This window comes from Nocardia glycosmidis, assembly GCF_052545115.1.
The window spans coordinates 19,428-38,108 of record NZ_JBQWRH010000027.1 but is presented as its reverse complement, the minus strand read 5'-3'; the positions used below and the strand labels follow the sequence as shown (position 1 = coordinate 38,108).

At 63.9% G+C, this 18,681-nt stretch carries 16 protein-coding genes and 1 pseudogene; 12 read left to right on the top strand and 5 right to left on the bottom strand.

Annotated elements, in window-relative coordinates; translation table 11 throughout:
- Positions 1–3: 3 nt before the first annotated feature.
- Entirely contained in the window at positions 4–1,449 is a 1,446-nt protein-coding gene (locus ACT86A_RS25475) for an aldehyde dehydrogenase (RefSeq protein WP_445094750.1), read from the top strand.
- A 49-nt stretch (positions 1,450–1,498) separates the two neighbouring features.
- On the opposite strand, the gene ACT86A_RS25470 is transcribed toward ACT86A_RS25475, so the two are convergent.
- Positions 1,499–3,133: a long-chain-fatty-acid--CoA ligase gene (locus ACT86A_RS25470; RefSeq protein WP_445094749.1), complete on the bottom strand. Its 1,635-nt coding sequence runs from the start codon at positions 3,131–3,133 to the stop codon at positions 1,499–1,501.
- 121 nt (positions 3,134–3,254) lie between these two features.
- On the opposite strand from ACT86A_RS25470, the gene ACT86A_RS25465 reads away from it, so the two are divergent.
- The 7 genes from ACT86A_RS25465 (at position 3,255) to ACT86A_RS25435 (ending at position 9,821) form a co-directional block, all read left to right on the top strand.
- A complete protein-coding gene (locus ACT86A_RS25465; protein WP_445094748.1) occupies positions 3,255–4,508 on the top strand; it encodes a cytochrome P450 in 1,254 nt (417 codons plus the stop codon).
- Positions 4,509–4,533: 25 nt separating this feature from the next.
- Positions 4,534–4,728 (top strand): ferredoxin, encoded by a 195-nt coding sequence (locus tag ACT86A_RS25460; protein WP_445094747.1) that lies wholly within the window; start codon positions 4,534–4,536, stop codon positions 4,726–4,728.
- Positions 4,692–5,951, top strand: coding sequence for an NAD(P)/FAD-dependent oxidoreductase (locus tag ACT86A_RS25455; RefSeq protein ID WP_445094746.1), 1,260 nt, complete (start codon positions 4,692–4,694; stop codon positions 5,949–5,951). The genes ACT86A_RS25460 and ACT86A_RS25455 overlap by 37 nt, the downstream gene beginning before the upstream one ends.
- A gap of 30 nt (positions 5,952–5,981) precedes the next feature.
- Positions 5,982–7,139, top strand: a complete 1,158-nt coding sequence (locus ACT86A_RS25450) for a thiolase C-terminal domain-containing protein (RefSeq protein WP_445094745.1) — start codon at positions 5,982–5,984, stop codon at positions 7,137–7,139.
- On the top strand, positions 7,136–7,507 hold the full coding sequence (locus ACT86A_RS25445) for a Zn-ribbon domain-containing OB-fold protein (RefSeq protein ID WP_445094744.1): 372 nt from the start codon (positions 7,136–7,138) through the stop codon (positions 7,505–7,507). Before ACT86A_RS25450 ends, ACT86A_RS25445 begins: the two co-directional genes overlap by 4 nt.
- Positions 7,508–7,600: 93 nt before the next feature.
- Positions 7,601–9,139, top strand: a complete 1,539-nt coding sequence (locus ACT86A_RS25440) for a long-chain-fatty-acid--CoA ligase (RefSeq protein WP_445094743.1) — start codon at positions 7,601–7,603, stop codon at positions 9,137–9,139.
- A gap of 472 nt (positions 9,140–9,611) precedes the next feature.
- Positions 9,612–9,821 (top strand): hypothetical protein, encoded by a 210-nt coding sequence (locus tag ACT86A_RS25435; RefSeq protein ID WP_445094742.1) that lies wholly within the window; start codon positions 9,612–9,614, stop codon positions 9,819–9,821.
- A gap of 123 nt (positions 9,822–9,944) precedes the next feature.
- Here the strand turns inward: ACT86A_RS25435 and ACT86A_RS25430 are convergent, their stop codons facing one another.
- The 3 genes from ACT86A_RS25430 to ACT86A_RS25420 are packed head-to-tail and all read right to left on the bottom strand — an operon-like array spanning position 9,945 to position 12,994.
- Positions 9,945–11,048, bottom strand: a complete 1,104-nt coding sequence (locus ACT86A_RS25430) for an NAD(P)-dependent alcohol dehydrogenase (RefSeq protein ID WP_445094741.1) — start codon at positions 11,046–11,048, stop codon at positions 9,945–9,947.
- Positions 11,049–11,051: 3 nt separating this feature from the next.
- The gene (locus ACT86A_RS25425; protein ID WP_445094740.1) at positions 11,052–12,566 is read right to left on the bottom strand and encodes an aldehyde dehydrogenase family protein; all 1,515 of its coding nucleotides are present in this window, start codon (positions 12,564–12,566) and stop codon (positions 11,052–11,054) included.
- Positions 12,567–12,592: 26 nt separating this feature from the next.
- The gene (locus tag ACT86A_RS25420) at positions 12,593–12,994 is read right to left on the bottom strand and encodes an SCP2 sterol-binding domain-containing protein (RefSeq protein WP_445094739.1); all 402 of its coding nucleotides are present in this window, start codon (positions 12,992–12,994) and stop codon (positions 12,593–12,595) included.
- Positions 12,995–13,177: 183 nt separating this feature from the next.
- On the opposite strand from ACT86A_RS25420, the gene ACT86A_RS25415 reads away from it, so the two are divergent.
- Complete coding sequence (locus tag ACT86A_RS25415) at positions 13,178–13,882, top strand: TetR/AcrR family transcriptional regulator (protein WP_445094738.1); 705 nt, start codon at positions 13,178–13,180, stop codon at positions 13,880–13,882.
- A 266-nt stretch (positions 13,883–14,148) separates the two neighbouring features.
- On the opposite strand, the gene ACT86A_RS25410 is transcribed toward ACT86A_RS25415, so the two are convergent.
- The gene (locus ACT86A_RS25410) at positions 14,149–14,928 is read right to left on the bottom strand and encodes an HTD2 family dehydratase (RefSeq protein ID WP_508104372.1); all 780 of its coding nucleotides are present in this window, start codon (positions 14,926–14,928) and stop codon (positions 14,149–14,151) included.
- Here ACT86A_RS25410 and ACT86A_RS25405 point away from each other — a divergent pair.
- The 3 genes and pseudogenes from ACT86A_RS25405 to ACT86A_RS25395 all read left to right on the top strand — a co-directional run.
- A pseudogene (locus ACT86A_RS25405) lies at positions 14,872–15,072 on the top strand (acyl-CoA dehydrogenase family protein); the annotation flags it as partial. The gene ACT86A_RS25410 and the pseudogene ACT86A_RS25405 overlap by 57 nt on opposite strands.
- Positions 15,073–15,621: 549 nt before the next feature.
- The gene (locus ACT86A_RS25400; RefSeq protein ID WP_445094736.1) at positions 15,622–17,196 is read left to right on the top strand and encodes a sugar ABC transporter ATP-binding protein; all 1,575 of its coding nucleotides are present in this window, start codon (positions 15,622–15,624) and stop codon (positions 17,194–17,196) included.
- A complete protein-coding gene (locus ACT86A_RS25395; protein ID WP_445094735.1) occupies positions 17,193–18,269 on the top strand; it encodes an ABC transporter permease in 1,077 nt (358 codons plus the stop codon). Before ACT86A_RS25400 ends, ACT86A_RS25395 begins: the two co-directional genes overlap by 4 nt.
- Positions 18,270–18,681 lie beyond the last annotated feature (412 nt).

The window sequence follows — 18,681 nt, the reverse complement described above, 5'->3', positions numbered from 1 at the left end:
GCGATGTCCCATACACGCGACGCTTTGTTCATCGATGGCCAATGGGTCGCCGCAGCTTCGCCATCGACGATTACGGTGGTTTCCCCGACGACCGAGGAACCGTTCGGAACCGCCCCGCATGGCACCCCCGCCGACATCGACGCAGCGGTGAGCGCAGCCCGCACCGCTCTCACCGATTCGTCGTGGGCCGCCTATGGGCCCGATGAGCGAGCGGACGCCATGCTCGCACTCGCCGCTGCATTGGAGGCGAGAGCGAACGCGACTGCGGCCCTTGTGACCGGAGAGATCGGCATGCCGATGACGATCGCGCGCGCCGCGGAGGGACACGGACCCGCCGCGACGCTCCGGTACTACGCGGACCTGGCGCGACGCACTCCCGTAGAAGAGCACCGGACAGCGATCGGTGGTCCCGGCGTCACTGTGGTCCGGCGGGAGCCCATAGGTGTGGTCGCCGCCATCATCCCGTGGAATTTCCCGCAATCATTGATGATGTTCAAGGTCGCCCCGGCACTCGCGGCAGGGTGCACCTTGGTGATCAAGCCTGCACCGGAGACAGCGCTGGATGCGTTCCAGCTGGCCGACGCCGCATCGGAGGCCGGACTGCCGGCCGGCGTCATCAATATCGTCCCCGGGGGTCGCGAGACTGGTGCTTATCTGGTCGGGCATCCTGGTGTGGATAAGGTAGCCTTCACCGGCTCCACCGCCGCCGGCCGCGAGATCGGTGCGGTGTGTGGCAGGCTGTTGCGGCCGGTCACCCTCGAGCTCGGTGGAAAAAGCGCCGCCATCGTCCTCGACGACGCCGATCTGACCGTGGTCGCACGAGGCTTGTCGTGGGCGAGCCTGCTGAACAATGGACAGACCTGCCATCTCAGCACTCGCATTCTCGCGCCGCGCAGCCGCTACGCGGAGGTCGTCGACGCGGTGGCCGACCTCGCCGCGAGTATGCCGGTCGGCGACCCTGCGGATCCCGCGACTCGGGTCGGGCCGCTGGTATCGGCGCGGCAACGTGAACGGGTGGAGGACTACATCGCTCTGGGCCGCACCGAGGGTGGTCGGGTCGCGACCGGCGGTCGGCGACCCGACCACCTGGATCGTGGATGGTTCGTCGAGCCCACGGTCTTCGCCGATGTAGACCCGGGGTCGCGGCTCGCCAGGGAAGAGATCTTCGGGCCGGTCCTGGTGGTCCTGCCCTACGACACCGTGGACGACGCGGTCCGGCTCGCGAACGACTCCGAATACGGTCTCGGCGGGACCATCTGGACCAGGGACCATGAACGCGGGATGGACTTGGCGCGCCGTATCCACACCGGGTCGGTCGGAGTCAACTTCTACAACCTGGATCTGGGTTCCCCCTTCGGTGGTGTGAAGGCCAGCGGGCTTGGCCGAGAGCTGGGACCAGAGGGCATGACGGCCTACATATCCTACAAATCCATCTACACCCGCGGATGAAATAGAGCGGGTGGGCCGGTTCGCGCCGACCCACCCGCGATGTTCGTTGTCAGCCCTCGACCATCCGCACGTCGAGCTCGGCGGCGTCGTACTGGGCACGCACACGCTTCTTGTCCAGCTTGCCGACACTGGTTTTCGGGATCCCATCGACGAATGACCAGCGCTCGGGGAGCGACCATTTCGCGACCCGGCCGACCAGATGCTCCCGAAGTTCCTCGGGCGTTGCAGCGGCCCCATCGCGGAGCTGCACGCATACCAGCGGTCGTTCCTCCCACCGCGGGTCGGGCACGCCAACGACCACAGCTTCGGCCACGGCCGGGTGGGTGGCCACCGCGTTCTCCAATTCGACGGTCGAAATCCATTCGCCGCCGCTCTTGATGCCGTCCTTGAGACGATCTTTCAGCTCGATCCAGCCCGACGGGTGTATGACGCCGAGATCGCCGGTGCGGAGCCAACCGTCACGAAACTTGTCCGGCAACGTCTCCGGATCGGCCTTGAAGTACGTGCCCGCGATCGTCGCGCCCCGCAGTTCGACCTCGCCGGCGGAAGCACCGTCCCATTCCAGCTCGACGCCCTCCTCATCGACCACGCGAGCCCGCACGCCGGGCACGATACGCCCGGTGCGAGTTCGGTACACGAGATCGAGGGGGTTCTCGGACCTGGCGGGCGGACGAGAAAAGGTGAGCAACGGCGACGTTTCGGTCATACCCCAGCCCTGGGTCAGCCCGACGCCATGGTGGGCGGCGAAGGACTCCGTGAGCGCCGGCGAGAGCGGTGAACCACCCGAAACGGCCAGTCGCAAGCTGGAGTAATCCGCGTTGTTCTCGATCCCGTAGGCGTCCAGCGCGCTCCACAGCGTCGGCACCGCCGCCGCCGCCGTGGGCTGCTGTTCACTGATGATTCGCGCGAGATGCTCAGCCTGTAGGAAACGGTCGGTCATGATCAGATCCGCACCGTTGATCCAGGCCGCGTAAGGCCAGCCCCAGGCGTTCGCATGGAACATCGGAACAATCGGCAGGACTCGATCGTCGTCGCTGAATGCGAACGCGCTGCCGGTGGAAATGGTCAGCGTGTGCAGGTAGATCGACCGGTGGCTGTAGGCCACGCCCTTGGGGGTGCCCGTGGTTCCGGTCGTATAACACAGGACTGCAGCACTGCTCTCCGATAGTTGCGGCCATGCCGCGAGCGGTGTCGCTGCCGCCAGCAACGTCTCATAGTCGTGCATCCGCACGGGGGCGGCGTCGATGGGCTCGGCAGGCTCGCCGACCACAATGATGTCGCGGATAGTCGGGCATTCGGGCAGGATCTGCGCGAGCTGCTTCGTGAGATCGCCACTGACGATGATTATCCGGTCTGCTGCATGGTTGATGATGTATATCAGCTGATCATCGGATAGCCGCAGGTTCAGGGTGTGCAACACCGCGCCCATAGACGGCACGGCGAAGTAGGCAGCCAGGTGAGTCGGCGTATTCCAGCACAGCGTGGCAACCACGTCATCAGTGCTCACCCCGAGATCTGAGAGGGCACCGGCCAGCCGCCGAGTTCGCTCGCCGAGCTCGGCGAAGGTTTCGGTAGTTGTGCGGTGGCCCTGGTAGTGAGCGACCACAGCATCGGGATGTACCGAACAACCGTGTTCGAACAGATCCGAGACCAAGAGTTCGGTGTCCTGCATTGTGCTGTCCACGTGCGTGTCCTTCCTCGCCGCTTCGCGAAAAGAGACGGTCCCGCCGATAGGGAGTCAGCACTTGGCGGGACCGGTGAAGTAATGTTACCGTACGTACGGTCAGTCAAGTGAGGAGTGAAACGTGGTCGCGTCCGAGTCACAGGGGCAAGTGGTTCCCACCGCTGGGGTCGACCTCGGTCATCCCGACACGTATGCCGACGGCGTACCGTACGAGACGTTTGCGCAATTACGCTGCGAGGCACCGGTCGCCTGGGTTGACGAGCCGGCCTACGAAGGCTTCAACGGCGGGCCCGGGTTCTGGGCGGTGACCAGGCACGCCGACATCGTGGAAGTGTCCCGGAACCCGGAGATCTACTCATCGCACGTGGGCGCGACCTTCCTGCGCGACCAGCGCCCGCGCGATCTCGCGGCGTTGCAGCAGATGATGCTCAACCTCGATCCGCCGGACCATTCGAAACTGCGCAAGATCGTGAGCCGGGTTTTCACCCCGAAGATGGTCAACGGGACGTTCGAGTCCGTGGCTCGCTACGCACACGAAATCGTGGCCGCCCTCGAACCGAATTCCGAGATCGACCTCGTGGCGAAGGTATCGTCCGAGATGCCGCTCATGGTGCTGGCGGACTTGCTCGGTGCGCCAGCGAGCGACCGCCATCTGCTCTACAGCTGGACCAACCGGATGGTCGGTCTCGATGACCCTGCCTACGGTGGTCGGCCAGCGTTCTTCTCGGCATTTCAGGAGATGTTCGCCTACGCCGAGGCGCAGACGACGATCCGGCGCCGCAACCCCGGCGACGACGTATGGAGTCTCGTCGTGAACGCCGAGGTGGACGGTGAGCGCCTCACGACCGACGAACTACAGCGCTTTTTCCAGCTGCTCATGATCGCCGGTAACGAGACCACCCGGAACCTCTTGACCGGCGCGATACTGACCCTGGACGCGCACCCCGATCAATGGGCGCAGTTGCGGTCGGACCTGGAACTGCTCACACCTGCCATCGAGGAGATCCTGCGATTCCATCCGCCGGTGATGCAGTTCCGCCGCACGGCAATGGCCGACGGCGAACTGGGCGGCCAGCGGATCGCGGCCGGGGACAAAGTGGTGATGTTCTACGTCTCGGGCAACCGCGACGAAACTGTCTTCACGGACCCGGATCGGTTCGACATACACCGCAACCCGGCCAATCACCTCGCGTTCGGAATCGGTACCCACTTCTGCCTGGGCAACAGCCTTGCACGACTCGAAGCCCGAGTACTGCTGGGCGAGCTCTTCGCTCGATTCCCGCAGATGCGTGTAGCTGGTCCACCACAGCGATTCCGCTCGAACTTCATCAATGGCTATCGCGAGTTGCCCGTCGCTCTCGGGCCGGCTGCGTGACACCACACGGAAGGAACTGCAAGCGATGAAGGTCATCGTCGATCGTGCCAAGTGCACGGGACTCGGCATCTGTGAAGCCATGGCGCCAGAGGTGTTCGAGGTCGATCACAACGGCGATCTCGTGTTGCTCACCGAGGTCGTCGATGACGCCCGGCTCGATGAGGTACGCGCCGCGGTCGAGGGATGCCCGACCGAAGCGCTGCGGCTGGAGCCCAGGTGATCGACCGTTTGGTCGTTGTCGGTGCTTCCCTGGCGGGCCTTCGGGCGGTTGAGAGCGCTCGCAAGGCCGGCTTCACCGGCAGCATCACGCTGGTAGGTGCCGAGCGGCACCTACCATACGACCGGCCACCGCTGTCGAAAGCTTATCTCGACCGTGCCGAGCGGCCTGAGGTGATGTTCAGGGAAGAGCATCACCTCAGGGTGGAACTCGGCGTGGATCTCCTTCTCGGCGCCCCGACTGAGGAGCTGGATCCACGGCAGCGCATCGTGCATACCGGTGAGCGCAGCATCGCCTACGATGCGCTGGTGGTCGCCACCGGCGCCACCGCTCGGGAATTGCCGGGAGCGGACGGCCTCGCAGGCGTGCACACGCTGCGAACGCTCGATGACGCCATTGCCGTGCGCGCCGCACTCGACGCCGGTGCCCGCACCGTCGTTGTCGGGGCGGGCTTCATCGGATCCGAGGTCGCGTCGGGAGCTCGCAAGCGTGGGCTGGCGGTCACCATCATCGAAGCCGCACCGACACCGCTGGTCCGAGCCGTGGGTGAACAGATGGGCGGAGCTCTCGCTGCGCGCCACCATCGGGCCGGCACCGACCTCCGATGCGGGGTGTCCGTACGGGCGCTCGAGGATCGGAACGGGAAGATCGAGCGAGTGCACCTCAGCGACGGGTCTGCTGTCGACGCGGACCTCGTGGTGATGGGCATCGGTGCCGATCCATCCACCGGCTGGCTGAAGGACAGCGGCCTGAGCATCGGCGACGGCGTGCAATGTGACTCCACGCTGGCTGCGGTTGGTGTCGAAGGGGTGTACGCCGCAGGTGATGTGGCCCGTTGGCGCAACCCGCTTTTCGACCAGTTGATGCGTATCGAGCACTGGACCAATGCGGCCGAGCAGGGTGCGATAGCCGCGCGGAATGCTCTGGAGCCCGCCGCGGGCAAGCCCTACTCTACGGTTCCGTACTTCTGGTCGGACTGGTATGAGGACCGCATCCAGTTCGTCGGTGTGCCCGGTGCGGACGAGGTGCGGGTGGTGGCCGGAAGTCCCGAGTCCGATCGCTTTGTCGCCCTGTATCGGCGCGGCGACCGTTTGACCGGAGCTTTGACCGTCAACGGGCAGTCCGTGGTGATGAAGTACCGAGCCCTCATCGCCCGCGGGGCGAGTTGGGCAGACGGACTCGAGTTCAGTGACCGGCAGGCCCGCGTGGTGAGTGCCCCGGCCTGACCGCTCGGCATTCGGTAAGGAGGAAATGGTATGCAGCGCTACGCTGCCATTGCGGGTGCTGGGCTGACCGAGGTGGGCAAGGTCTACGGACGGACCGCCCGGTCATTTGCGGCCGAGGCGGTCAGGCGCGCCGTTGCCGATGCGGGGCTCACGCTCCGCGACGTCGACGGCCTGCTGATCAACGCCGGCAACAATAGCGACCTGGATCTGGCGCTCGCGCGGCAGTTGGGGTTGCGTGACCTGCGCATGCTCAGCGAGGTCAACGCGTTCGGGGCGTCGGCGGGCATCATGGTCGCGCAGGCCGCGGCAGCCGTGCTGGCCGGGACCGCGGAGGTGGTGGCGTGCGTGTTCGCCGACACCCCGCGCCACCCGGATGACTCTGCCGGACAGGCCTATCAACGGTCTTCCCTGCGCGCGACCGGGTTCCGCAGCGCTGAGACCGCCGCGGGCTTCACTAGTGTCAACCACCGCTACGCGCTTGCTGCTAGCCGATACATGAGCCATTACGGGGTGCCGCAGGATCATCTCGGTGCGGTCGCCGTCTCACAGCGAGCTTGGGCTATAGACAATCCGATCGCTCAGATGCGCACACCACTGACCCTGGAGGACTACCACCGTTCACGATGGATCGCGCAGCCGCTGCATCTGCCGGACTGCTGTGTGGTCTCCAACGGGGGAGCCGCGGTGGTCGTGACCACCGCCGAGCGGGCTGCCGATCTCGCCCAGCCGCCCGTCCGAGTACTCGGATGGGGGCAATCCCATCCCGGCTACATTCTCGAGCGTGGCAGCGACTTCGGACTGGTTACCGGAGCGGCGGTCTCCGGCCCTGCTGCTCTGAAAATGGCCGGGCTGACCCCAGGCGACATCGACATACGCGAGATCTATGACTGTTACACCTACACCGTGCTGGTCACGCTCGAGGACTATGGATTCTGCGCCAAAGGCGAGGCTGGTGAGCTGGCCGCGGGGGGCGCGCTGGCACCGGGAGGCGCGCTGCCGACCAACACCGGTGGTGGGCAGCTGTCCTCGTTCTATCTGTGGGGGATGACTCCGCTGCTGGAAGCGGTGACGCAGGTGCGAGGCCAGGCGGGGGTTCGTCAAGTCGCCGCGCACGACACAGCGATCGTCAGCGGCAACGGCGGAATTCTCGACCACCACGCCACTCTCGTGTTGGGGGCCGACCGATGACGGCTTTCGCTGCTCGCCGTGACGATGATTCCGCGACCTGGTTCGACGGCCTCGTCGAGGGCCGCCTGCTGATCCGGCGCTGCGCTTGCTGCGGTCATTACAGCCGACCCGATTCGAAAACCTGTCCAGAATGCCTTGGCGCGGAACTGGCTTGGGTACCAGCGGTCGGCACCGGCGTGGTTGTGTGCGTGATTGTCGATCACGCTGCCGGCCAGCGCTCGGTCCTCGGTCTCGTGGAACTCGATGAAGGGCCCTGGTTACACGTCCGCTTAGCGGCTCCCGGCTCCGTCGCCGCCGGCGCTCGGGGCAGATTCACCGTTCACCCGGGCGAAGGCGAGCCGATCCCGGTCTTCGTCGTCGATCCCTGACCCGATATTTATCCGGAATGAGCTTCTCCGGATCCGTTTGGAATTAGAATGACCGCACGTACGGTTGACGTGCACCTCATCGAGGAGGCTCCCATGACCGCCGAGATTCACCGAATCTTCGACAGCGTCGAACATTGGTCGGCCGCGGCTCCGGATCGCGAAGCGCTGGCTTTCGGTGACCAGAGCTGGACCTGGGCTCAGCTCACCGATCGCGTTCGCCGTGCCGCCGGCGCGCTCCGTGCGGCTGGGCTGGGGCCGGGGGACCGGCTTGCCGTTCTGGACAAGAACCATCCCGCGTGCCTCGAGCTCACCCTTGCCGCGTCGCTGATCGGCGCCGCGAACGCGGTTGTCAATTTCAGGCTTTCGCCGGATGAACTCGTCCATGTCCTGGATGACTCCACCGCGCAGCTGGTGGTGGTGGGCGCGGAATTCACCGGTGCGCTCGAAGCGCTACATGATCGTCTGCCCAGGGTTCGAGAGATTATCGTGCTCGGTGGTGACGGCGACGAGTACGAGAGCCGGCTCGCCACTGCGCAACCCGTGACCGATCCGTGGAAGTCGGCTGCGGAGGACTGCTTCCTTCAGCTCTACACCTCGGGAACGACCGGTTGGCCGAAGGGTGCGATGCTGACCCAACGCAGCATGACAGCACACGCGATGTCGGTGGCACCGGCGTACGAATTGAACGAGAGCTCGGTCAACATCGTCGCGATGCCTCTGTTTCATGTCGGGGGCACCAGCTGGGCTCTCGGCGGCATGGGCGTCGGCGCTCGGACGGTGATCGTGCGCGAGGTGATTCCCGCCGAACTGCTCGACCTGATCAAGGATCGGCGAGCGACGCACGCCTTCTTCGTTCCCGCGGTCATTCAGATGCTTCTCGAGGACCACGACCGTGCCCGGTCGTCGCTGGGCACGCTGAAAGTCCTCGGCTACGGCGGGTCTCCGATGCCGTTGCCCTTGATGGAGCGCATGTTGAGTGTGCTGCCCACTCCGCTGTATTCCGTCTACGGCATGACGGAGATGTCGGGCGTGTTCTGCGTCCTGGGTCCAGGGGAACATCGCGACGAGCATCGCAAGCACCTGCGCGCCTCCGCCGGTCGCCCTTTGCCCGGTAACGAGATCCGGGTAGTCGATCCGGCCACGGGCGAGGATGTCGAGATAGGGGAGGTCGGAGAGTTCTGGGTGCGTTCCGAGCAGGTGATGGGCGGCTACTGGAACATGCTCGAGGCGACGCGTGAAGCGCTCACCCCCGACGGGTGGTTGCGCACCGGTGATGCCGGCCGCGTCGACGAAGAGGGCTACCTCTTCGTCAAGGATCGCGTCAAGGACATGATCATCACCGGCGGCGAGAACGTGTACCCGGCTGAGGTCGAGCGAGTGCTGCTTCAGCACCAGGACGTCGCCGACGTCGCGGTGATCGGCGTGCCGCACGAAAAATGGGGCGAAACGGTCAAGGCGGTCATCGTCCCCTCCGACGGCGCGACGATCGATGAATCGGTCCTGATCGCCTTCACACGTGACCATCTGGCGCATTACAAGTGCCCGACCTCGATCTCGGTGATCCCCGTGCTTCCGCGTAATCCCACCGGCAAAATTCTCAAGCGCGAGCTGCGGATAAGTTTCCGGCCGTAACGCCCAGTGCGGGCCGGAGCCGAGGACGTGATTCGACTGGCTCCGGCCCGACTGCGTGCGCGGCCGGAACCAGGGCATCCATCCCCAGAATTACGGTGCACGAACGTCCGGACGGTTCCAACCTCCGGCGAGATTCGAACCATGGTGGCGGCGTGCGGATTTCGGTTGCGCGATGGTGCGCAATCGAGACCGAGCCGTGGCGCTCGGCCAGGAAGTCATTCGCCGCCGGGCCGAAAACCACTGCGGTGCAGCGGCATCAAATGTTCTGGCCGAAGTCGGCATTTCCAGCAGGCTCCCCGACGCGCTTACGAGAACACCCGGCAAGGTCTTGACGTCCGGGCGCCCCGATGCCTTCGAGGATGAGAACACTCGACGTTGCGAATCCCCCGGGAACCGAACACAATCCGGTCCTCGGGGGATTCGCAACGTGGGCTGCGGTGGTCCGCTGATTCCAGGTTTACACTTTCGGGCGTTGGCGTACGAACCCAACAGCGACGAGCGCGATGCCTGCTACGAGAAGCGTGAGCGGCACTGCGCGGTTGCACGCGGAACAGCGGCCACGAGCGCGGAGATCAAGGACTTGGGCATCCTGCGCGGCGACCTGATACGACCGGTGCCGAAGGTCCGGAAAGGAACTGATGAAGCCTGCCATCCAAGGACGACGATCTCGGCGCCGTCGTGACTGAACCCGGGGCCTCGATGTGGCAATCTTCCGCGAGCTGACCCTGCATCCACTCGAAGTCGAGGGCACCGACGTGCGCGAAGAAGTCGACGATGCATGCTGTCTGGTCGACGGTTGAAGCGGTCATTCGTGGCGCTCTCCTGTGACAAGCACGGGTTTGACGACCTGGCCCGAGCGAAATTCCTCGATGGCGTCGTTGATCTTCTCCAGGGGATACGTGCGGATCAGCTTCTCGAACGGGAAACGTCCGGCGCGCCACAGCTCGATCAATTTCGGGATGAAGACGTGCGGATCGGCGTCGCCTTCGATGACGCCGGTCAATGTCCGCCCGATGAGCAGGTGTCCCTGGTCGATGGTGACGTCGTTCTCGAGTGCTTTGAGACCGAGTGTGGCGCAGGCCCCGGGGGAGCGCAGCGACTCGAGCGCTTGCCGCACTACCGGACCCGCGCCGACGGCCTCGACGCTGAAGTCCAGTCCTCCCGTCAGCTCGACGATGTCCCAGACGAGATCCTTTGTCTCCGTTGGGTTCTTGGTGTGGGTGGCGCCGAGCTCCTTGGCGAGTTCGAGGCGGTCGGGGTTGGGATCGATGGCGATGATCGGATCACATCCCGCGGTCTTCGCGGCCATGACTGCGGACAGGCCGACGGTGCCGATTCCCCAAATGCCGATGCTTTGACCGGCTCTCGGTCTATGGACGTTCAGCACTGTCCCCGCGCCGGTCAGCACGCCGCACCCGAGCGGCCCGAGTAGTTCCAACGGGAGATCGGTGTCGACCTTGACAGCATTGCGCACGCTGGCGATGGCGTGAGTGCCGAACGATGATTGGCCGAACCAGCTTCCGTGTACGTCTGCTCCAGCGCTGCGCATCGTGGTGGTGCCGTCGAGTCTGGTACCGAAATAGTTCAGGGCGGCGAACAATTCGCAGTATGCCGGGTGCCCGGATGTACAGGCGGCGCACTGTCGGCATGAGTCGAAACTGAGCACAACATGATCACCTGCCGACAGCGTTGTCACGTCCGTGCCGACCGCTTTCACGACGCCTGCACCCTCGTGTCCGACGACGGCCGGAAGTGGAAGTGGCACTGTGCCGTTGATGGCTGTCAAGTCTGTGTGACAGATCCCGACACCGGCAATCCTGACGAGGATTTCGTCCGGTTCCAGCGCGGCGGACTCGACATCTTCGAGCGTTAGTGGCCCGCCGTTGTCGTGTAGCAATGCTGATCGCATTCGTTAGTCCTCCACTCGCGGAACAACCAGGTCGTAGACCTTGTTGTCGAGTTTCCGGGAGAGATCGATGTGGACGAATTTCTCCTCGGTATATTCGTCGAGCGCATGCGGTCCGAGTTCACGGCCGTTGCCGCTCTGCTTGTACCCGCCGAACGGGTACAGCGCGTTGACCATGTGCCAGTCATTGATCCAGACGGTGCCGGCTTCGATCTGGTTGGCGACCGCCAGCGCGGCATCGATGTCCTCGCTCCAGACCCCGGCGGACAGGCCGTATTCGGAGTCGTTGGCGATCGCGATGGCCTCGTAGACCGTCCGGTATTTGATGACTGCCAGGACCGGGCCGAAGATTTCCTCCTGTGCCACAGTCATCGAGTTGTCGACGTCGGTCAGGATCGTCGGCCCGATCCAATGGCCCTTGTCGAACGGCGCGCCGCTGAGAGGCTCACCGCCGAAGGCCACGGTCGCACCTTCCTTCTTGCCGAGTTCGATGTAGCGCTCGATACGCTGCTTCTGTTCGGCGGAGATGATCGGGCCCATATCGGTCTCGAAGTCGTCGGGGTCGCCGACCCGGATCTTCGCCGCACGTTCGATCAGCCGCTCGACGAATTCGTCGTAGCGGGACTCCGGCAGCAACAGCCGCGTACCGGATTCGCAAGCTTGGCCGGAGTACAGACAGAACGCGAACAATGCGCCGTCGACGGCCTGGGTGATATCGGCGTCCTCGAGGACTATGTTCGGCCCCTTGCCACCGAGTTCGAGCGTCACTTTCTTGATGTTCTCGGCTGCGAGCTTGCTGATCGTCTTACCGACCGCAGTAGAACCTGTGAATGCAACCTTGCGCACATCCGGGTGCGCAGCGAGCCGGGCCCCGACTGTTTCACCGGGGCCGATGACGACATTGAACACGCCTTTGGGAATCTCTGCTTCGTCGGCGGCCTTGGCGATCTCCATCAGCGTCATCGGAGTCTTTTCGTCCGGCTTCAACACTACGCAGTTGCCAGCGGCCAGCGCGGGACCCAGCTTCCAGACCGCGAGCAACATCGGGAAGTTCCACGGCACGATGCCGGCAACCACGCCGATCGGCTCGCGGCGCACGACGCCGGCCGCGGCGGTGGGGTAGCCGAGCACCGGGCCGCTGCGCTCGAACTGGTAGGTGGCCGCAAGATCGGCGAAGTACTGCAGATGCGAGATCGAGTAACCGACGTGAAAGGCCATCGCCTGGCGTCTGGTCACGCCGTTCTCTGCGATGTGCAGGTCGACCAGGTCATCCATCCGGTCGTTGAGAATCTCGACCATGCGCGAGATCTTGCGGGCGCGCTCGTCGGGGGACGTGTTGCGCCACTCGCCGTCCCGATGAGCGCGAAGGGCCGCGGCGACCGCGCGATCGGCGTCGTCGGTGCTGCCCTTGGCGACGGTCGCGACAACCTCTTCGGTCGCTGGGTTGATGACGTCGTAGCGCTCGATCCGGTCGACCCACTCACCGTCGATGTACATCAAGTAATGCGGCACAGGTGCCATAGCCGTCCTCTCTATTCTCGTGGCGGCTAGTTGTCCGCGTTCTTACCGGCGACCAGGTCTCGGTACAGCGGGAAGACCGGTTTCGCCGCGGGGATGAGCTGCAGGATCTTCGACACCGGCCCCCTTGCCTTGACCTGCCCCTTCGCCAAACCGACTGCGACGTTGTAGTCGCCGCTCCAGAACTTGTTGCCGTTGTCGGCGGACATCGCCATGCGGACATCCGGCGTGAGCTCCGACTCACCCTCGATGACCTCGATCGCGGGGTCCTTCAGGACAACGGTGATCGAGGCGTCCGGTGAGCTGTAGTCCAGACGCAATACGATGTTGGCGGCGCGCAATTTCTCGCCGACACCAGGGGTGTCGTTGGCCGTCACGAACACGCCGCCCAGGTACTTGTAGACCTCTGCTGCATCCTCGAAGTAGCTCATCTGGAACCTTTCTGGACTGTGGTGCGCGTATCTCCCGCAACCAACTGTGACCAGCGTCGCAGTGACCGCTCGTACAGTCAATACCTCTTTGGCCGTACGTACGGTCGAATACCATCGGATGCCCGTACGTACGGTAGGATTGGCAGAAATGGCGACAACAGTCGAAGTGGAGAGGGCGGCGCGATGGCAACAGGCGCAGGGGTTCGAACTCGGGTTCGCGATTCTCGTTCGCGGGACATCCTGGCCGCCTTCACCCGCAACGTCGCCCGCAGCGGCTACGCGGGCAGTAATTTCAGTGAGATCGCCAGAGAGTTGGACATCTCGAAGGGGACGATCGTCCACCACTACGGCACCAAAGATCAACTGTTCGCCCAGATGCACGACTCATATATGGAGCGACGGTTGGTAGAGGCTCACGACATCGTCGCGCGATTCAGGTCGCCAGGGCAGCGGCTCGCGGGGCTCTTGTTCGCGTTCCTGCTCTATCAGGAGGTCGATCGCGAAGCGACCGTTGCCTTCCAGCGAGAGATCGCCACGCTCGCAACACATGAGGCACTGACCCACGGCCGAGAATTGCGCGCCGAATACTTGTCTGTGGTTCGTTCCGTCTTGGCCGACGGCATGGAGAGCAGTGTCTTTCGTTCCTTGGACGTCGACCTGCAGAGTCTGCTGATCTTCGGCAGTTCCCAGTGGGCGTGGACGTGGTTTCAACCGGACGAGCGGCTGTCTGCGTTGGAAGCCGGCGGCCAGCTGGTGCAACTCGTCCTGGGTTCGCTATTGGTCGATCGCGCGCCGCTCGACGGCCTTGCCGATCCGGCCGGCGAGGTCGCAACTGCCGTGGCCAAAATCGTCACCGATTGTTCCCGCTCGCACACCGACCAGCCCTAGGATCCGGCAGCCTGGCCACTCGCGGTGCGTGTTGATCGAATCACCACGCACCGCGTGTGGTCGGCCTCGGAGCCGTTCGACGATCATCGCGTTCGCCAAACCGCCTGCCTCGCAGAGGGTTTGAAGTCCGTAACCCTGAAGATCAGGTCCGCACCGTGCCCGTCTCACCGCGCGTGCTGCGCCGGTGAGTGGCGCGGCACAAACTATTGTTCGCGTCCGCGCCGCCCCGACACCGCTCGGGAAACCCGAGTTCCGTTGCCGGAGTGCTACGCCGAGCGCAGCACTCCGGTGGCGGTCTGTCGGCCGGACCGGTCGCGCGCGGTGGTGGCCAGCCCGCTGTCCTCGTCCGGATCGGCTCGGACCACCAAACCCTGGTGGTCGAAGAGCGGGGAGATCAGCCGGTAGTCGAACACCGTTTTGCCGGTCGGATAGTCCGGATGCGCCCGGGCGGCCTCGGCCATGGTTAGCGCCTGCAGCGGCCCATGGGTGAGCAGGCCGGGGTAGCCCTCCACGTCGCGGGCGTACTCCCGGTCGTAGTGGATCCGGTGACCGTTGTAGGTGAGGGCGGAGTAGCGGAAGAGCAGTGTGGGATCGACCGGAATCTGTCGATCGCCGGGCGCGAGCGGAATCTCGGTAACCGTTTCGGGCTCCGCGACATCGGTTTTCGGCGTGTCGCGGTACACGATATCCTGACGTTCGTCGATGACCAGGGCACCACACTGGTGGATGAGGTGCTCGACGGTCACGAAAGTGAGTCGGCCGGAACGACCGATCTTGTCCTCGATACCGCTCACCCAGGTGGTGCGGGAGGCAGGTTCGCCCGGCAGCAGCGGACCGAGGGAACGCACCCGGCCGCCAGCCCACATTCGCCGCCGGCCCGGTTCCGGCGGCGCCGGTACGGTATTGCGCGCGGGGTGCCCGTCGGGGCCGAGGTCGCGCTGGGCGGGTCGGTCGAGCAGATAGACCCAATGCCACAGCGGTGGCAGCCCAAATTGCTCGCGAGCGAATATTGCTCCGAGGTTACCCAGGAAGCTTTCCGGATCCACGGCGGATACGGCTACGCCACCGAGTACGAGATCGAGCGGCTCATGCGCGATGCCCCGTTCCTGCTGATCGGCGAGGGCGCCAGCGAGATCCAGAAGACCGTCATCAGTCGCGGCCTGCTCCGCGAGTACAAGTCAGGCAGCTGACGCCACATCCCGGAGGAGCGAACCGTTGTTCGCCGTCTACGCCGCCGAGCCCGAACGTGAGCGGTGACCTCGATCGTCGTTGTGCCCAAAACTTGCTGGGGCCGAGCCTTTCCGTCCCGTGTGACGGCAACAGGAACCCTGTCGATCCCGATCCGTCAATCGGCATCCTTTCCCGCCAGTGACATCCGCCGTACTCCTCGGATGTCTCAACTATCTAACCGGCGTGCGGGCACTGTTGGCATGGTAGCTCGCTGATGAGATCCCGAGGAACCGTTGAACGTGCAGCAAACCCGCCCGCTTCTCTGCACGTACACACGCCGCCCACTAGGTTGCGCTGTCGTTGCCATGGGTGCTGCACCGCAGGTTCCGCCAACAGCTGAAGCGTAACAAACATGAAAAAAGTGTCATGTACATATCGACAATCTGCTCTTTTCGTAGTTGACTACCGTCAGTCTCGCGAAGTGTGAGGTGAACCACTTCGGCCGAGCGACGTGAGGTGAGCCTCGCCCCCTCTACGTCATGCAAGTGCTTACTTGGAGGAACGACCCGATGGTCCAACCCGTAGAACAGCCGCCCTCGCCTACCGGGGTCAAGGACACGGCGAGATCGCCGAGCCCGGCCTTCGAGGCGACCTCGACAGTGCTCAGGATGCGGTCGATCCGGAAAAGCTTCGGTGGTGTCCACGCCCTCAAGGGCGTGGATTTCGACTTGCGGCCCGGCGAAATTCGCGGACTGATCGGGGAGAACGGATCAGGCAAATCGACCCTTCTGAACATCCTGGCAGGACAGTTTCGTCCTGACGCAGGGTCCATCGAGATCGCAGGAGAATCGCGAGATTTTGCCTCGCCAGCAGACGCTTTGAGGTCTGGAATCGCCATGGTGAGCCAGGAGCTCAGCCTCGCTCCCGAGCTGAGCGTCGGCGAGAACATATTCCTCGGGCACGGCAAGCCCCGTCGAACCGGGTTGATCGATTGGCGCGAGCTGCACCGTCGCGCCGCCCTTACCCTCGAGCGCCTTCAGGTGGAAATCGATACGCGCGCCCAGACGGGGAGGCTGCGCTTGGATCAGCAGCAACTCGTCGAGATCGCCCGCGCCGTCAACACGGATGCCCGAATTCTGATTCTGGACGAACCAACCAGCTCGTTGACCGAGGAGGCTGTGGCGGCGCTGTTCGCGATCATGCGACTGGTAGCCAGCGAAGGCGTTGCCGTGGTTTACGTCTCACACAAGATGGATGAGCTCTTCGAGGTCTCTGATCGCATCACTGTTCTGCGCGACGGCGTGCACATCGATACCCGGGCCCGCCGCGACTACGACCGGACATCTCTGGTTGCCGACATGCTCGGCAGGCTTCCCGAGGTGTTCGTGCCGAGCACGATTCCGATTGACAGCAAGGACCGCGCACTCGTGGTTCACGAGCTGAACGTGCCTGGGCAGGTCGTCGATGCCGACTTCTCCCTGTCTCGAGGAGAGGTTCTCGGTCTCGTCGGTCTGTCAGGATCCGGTCGGAGTCAACTACTGGAGGCCCTGTTCGGCTTGCAGGACAAAGCACACGGGACGGTGTCGATCGGTGCGTCCGACAGGATTCCGCGGAGCCCGTTGGAGGCCATGAGGCGCGGTATGGCATTCGTGCCATCCGATCGCAAGACGCAGGGGTTGTCGATCAAGGCGACGATCCGGGAGAACGTCGTGGTACCGATGTTCTCGCATCGGCCGCGTTGGAAAATTGCACCTGCGCGCTCGGAACGACGTATCGCTGCCGACAACATCAAAGCGATGAATATCGTGACGCCCTCGGACTCGGTGAAGGTTACCGCGTTGAGTGGCGGAAATCAGCAGAAAGTCCTGCTGAGCAAATGGCTCAACACCACACCCGAGGTTCTCTTGCTCGACGAGCCGACTCGAGGAGTCGACGTCGGTTCCAAGGCGGAAATCCACGAGATTCTGCGCGCGCAGCGTGATCGCGGAATGAGCATCGTGGTCGTCTCCTCCGAGATCGAGGAGTTGCTGCAGCTCTGCGACCGGTTCCTCGTCATGTTTCAAGGCCGGGTGATCGCTCAGCTGTCCCGGACTGAAGCCTCAGAAGCCCGCCTCAACCATCTCGCATCAGGAGTGATCGAATGACAACCCTCGTGGCAATGCCAGAGCAAACGAAGGTCAGGCGGCTCAACGCATTGCGTTCGGCACTGCGGGCACGGTTCTTCGCGGTATTCCTGATTCTGGTGGCAGTTTTCGTCTACTTCGCAGTCACCCAGGAACAGTTTCTGACCGTCTCGAATATGAACTCCATGCTCACCAGTACGAGCACGCTCTGGATGGCAGCGATCGGGATGACCTTCGTAATGCTCGTCGGCGCATTTGATCTTTCCCTTGGAGCGCTCGTCGGCATCAACGGAGTGGTTCTCGGGCTGATGTTCAATACATTTGGCCTACCAATCGAGGTAGCCGTCCTCCTGACGATCGCCGGCGGCTTCGTGATCGGTGTCGTGGCGAACGGTATCCTGATCGGACAGTTCGGACTGTCCTTTTTGATCGTCACACTGGGTACGAGCTGGCTGCTGAGTGGTCTGGTCAGTCTCTTCACCGATTCGAAGACCGAACCGCTCATCAGCCCGTGGCTCGATACCCTCGCCTTCGGTCGAGTAGCAGGAATTCCTGTGCCCGTCGTCGTGATGATCGGGGTGTTCGCCGCATCCTGGGTGGTGCTCAATCGAACCCTCTTTGGTCGAGACATCTACTCGATCGGCGGAAATCCGCAAGCGGCAAGGCTTTCCGGCATCAATGTTCGTCGTACGGTTGCGGTCGTCTTCGGCGTCGCGGGTCTTATGGCTGCACTGTCCGCCATCATGCAGGTGTCGAGGATCGCGGCCGTGAGTCCTCAGGTCAACAGCGAGATCATGTTCCAAGCTGCGGCAGCTGTTCTTCTCGGTGGAGCAAGCTTCGTCGGCGGCGGTGGAACGATCACCGGTACGGCGGTCGGCGTCCTTTTCCTGGGGGTTATGTCCAACGGCTTGGGGCTCGTGGGAGCGCCGAGCTACTGGCAGCATGTGATCACCGGCTCGATCGTGCTGATCGCCGGCGTCCTCGACTTCCTGCAGGGCACGGGCGCCGGCCCGATACGCAAGATCATGCAGATGGTCACGTTCAGGCGCACGCGACCTCGCGTCGGTGAACGGAGCCCGATCGATGTCGATTGACCGGCCCATCGTTCAACTTCGTTTCGGCCGCCTCGACCCAGCTCGGCCGGTCCTCGGGGCCCGCTGGGAATCTGGGAAATCTGGGAAATCACTCCACCCGAAAGGGCTGTGCACATGCACGTATCTACTAAGAAGCTCCGTCAGAATCACCTCGCCTGGGCACTGGCTGTCGTCGCCGTAGCCACGCTGAGTGCTGGATGCACCAGTGGTAGTGATGCCCGAAGCAGTTCGTTGAGCGGATCCGATTCGAAGGCAGCCAACGTGGGAGAAGTCGTCCCACCGGCTGGCGTGTCCGGATTCGATACCAGCGGTCTCGCAGATGGCGGTCTGCCGGAGAAAGAGTGCGCATACAGGGGTGCCCTTGACGACCTCCCGCACCAGTACCCGCAGCCTACGCCCCGGCCCCTGACGA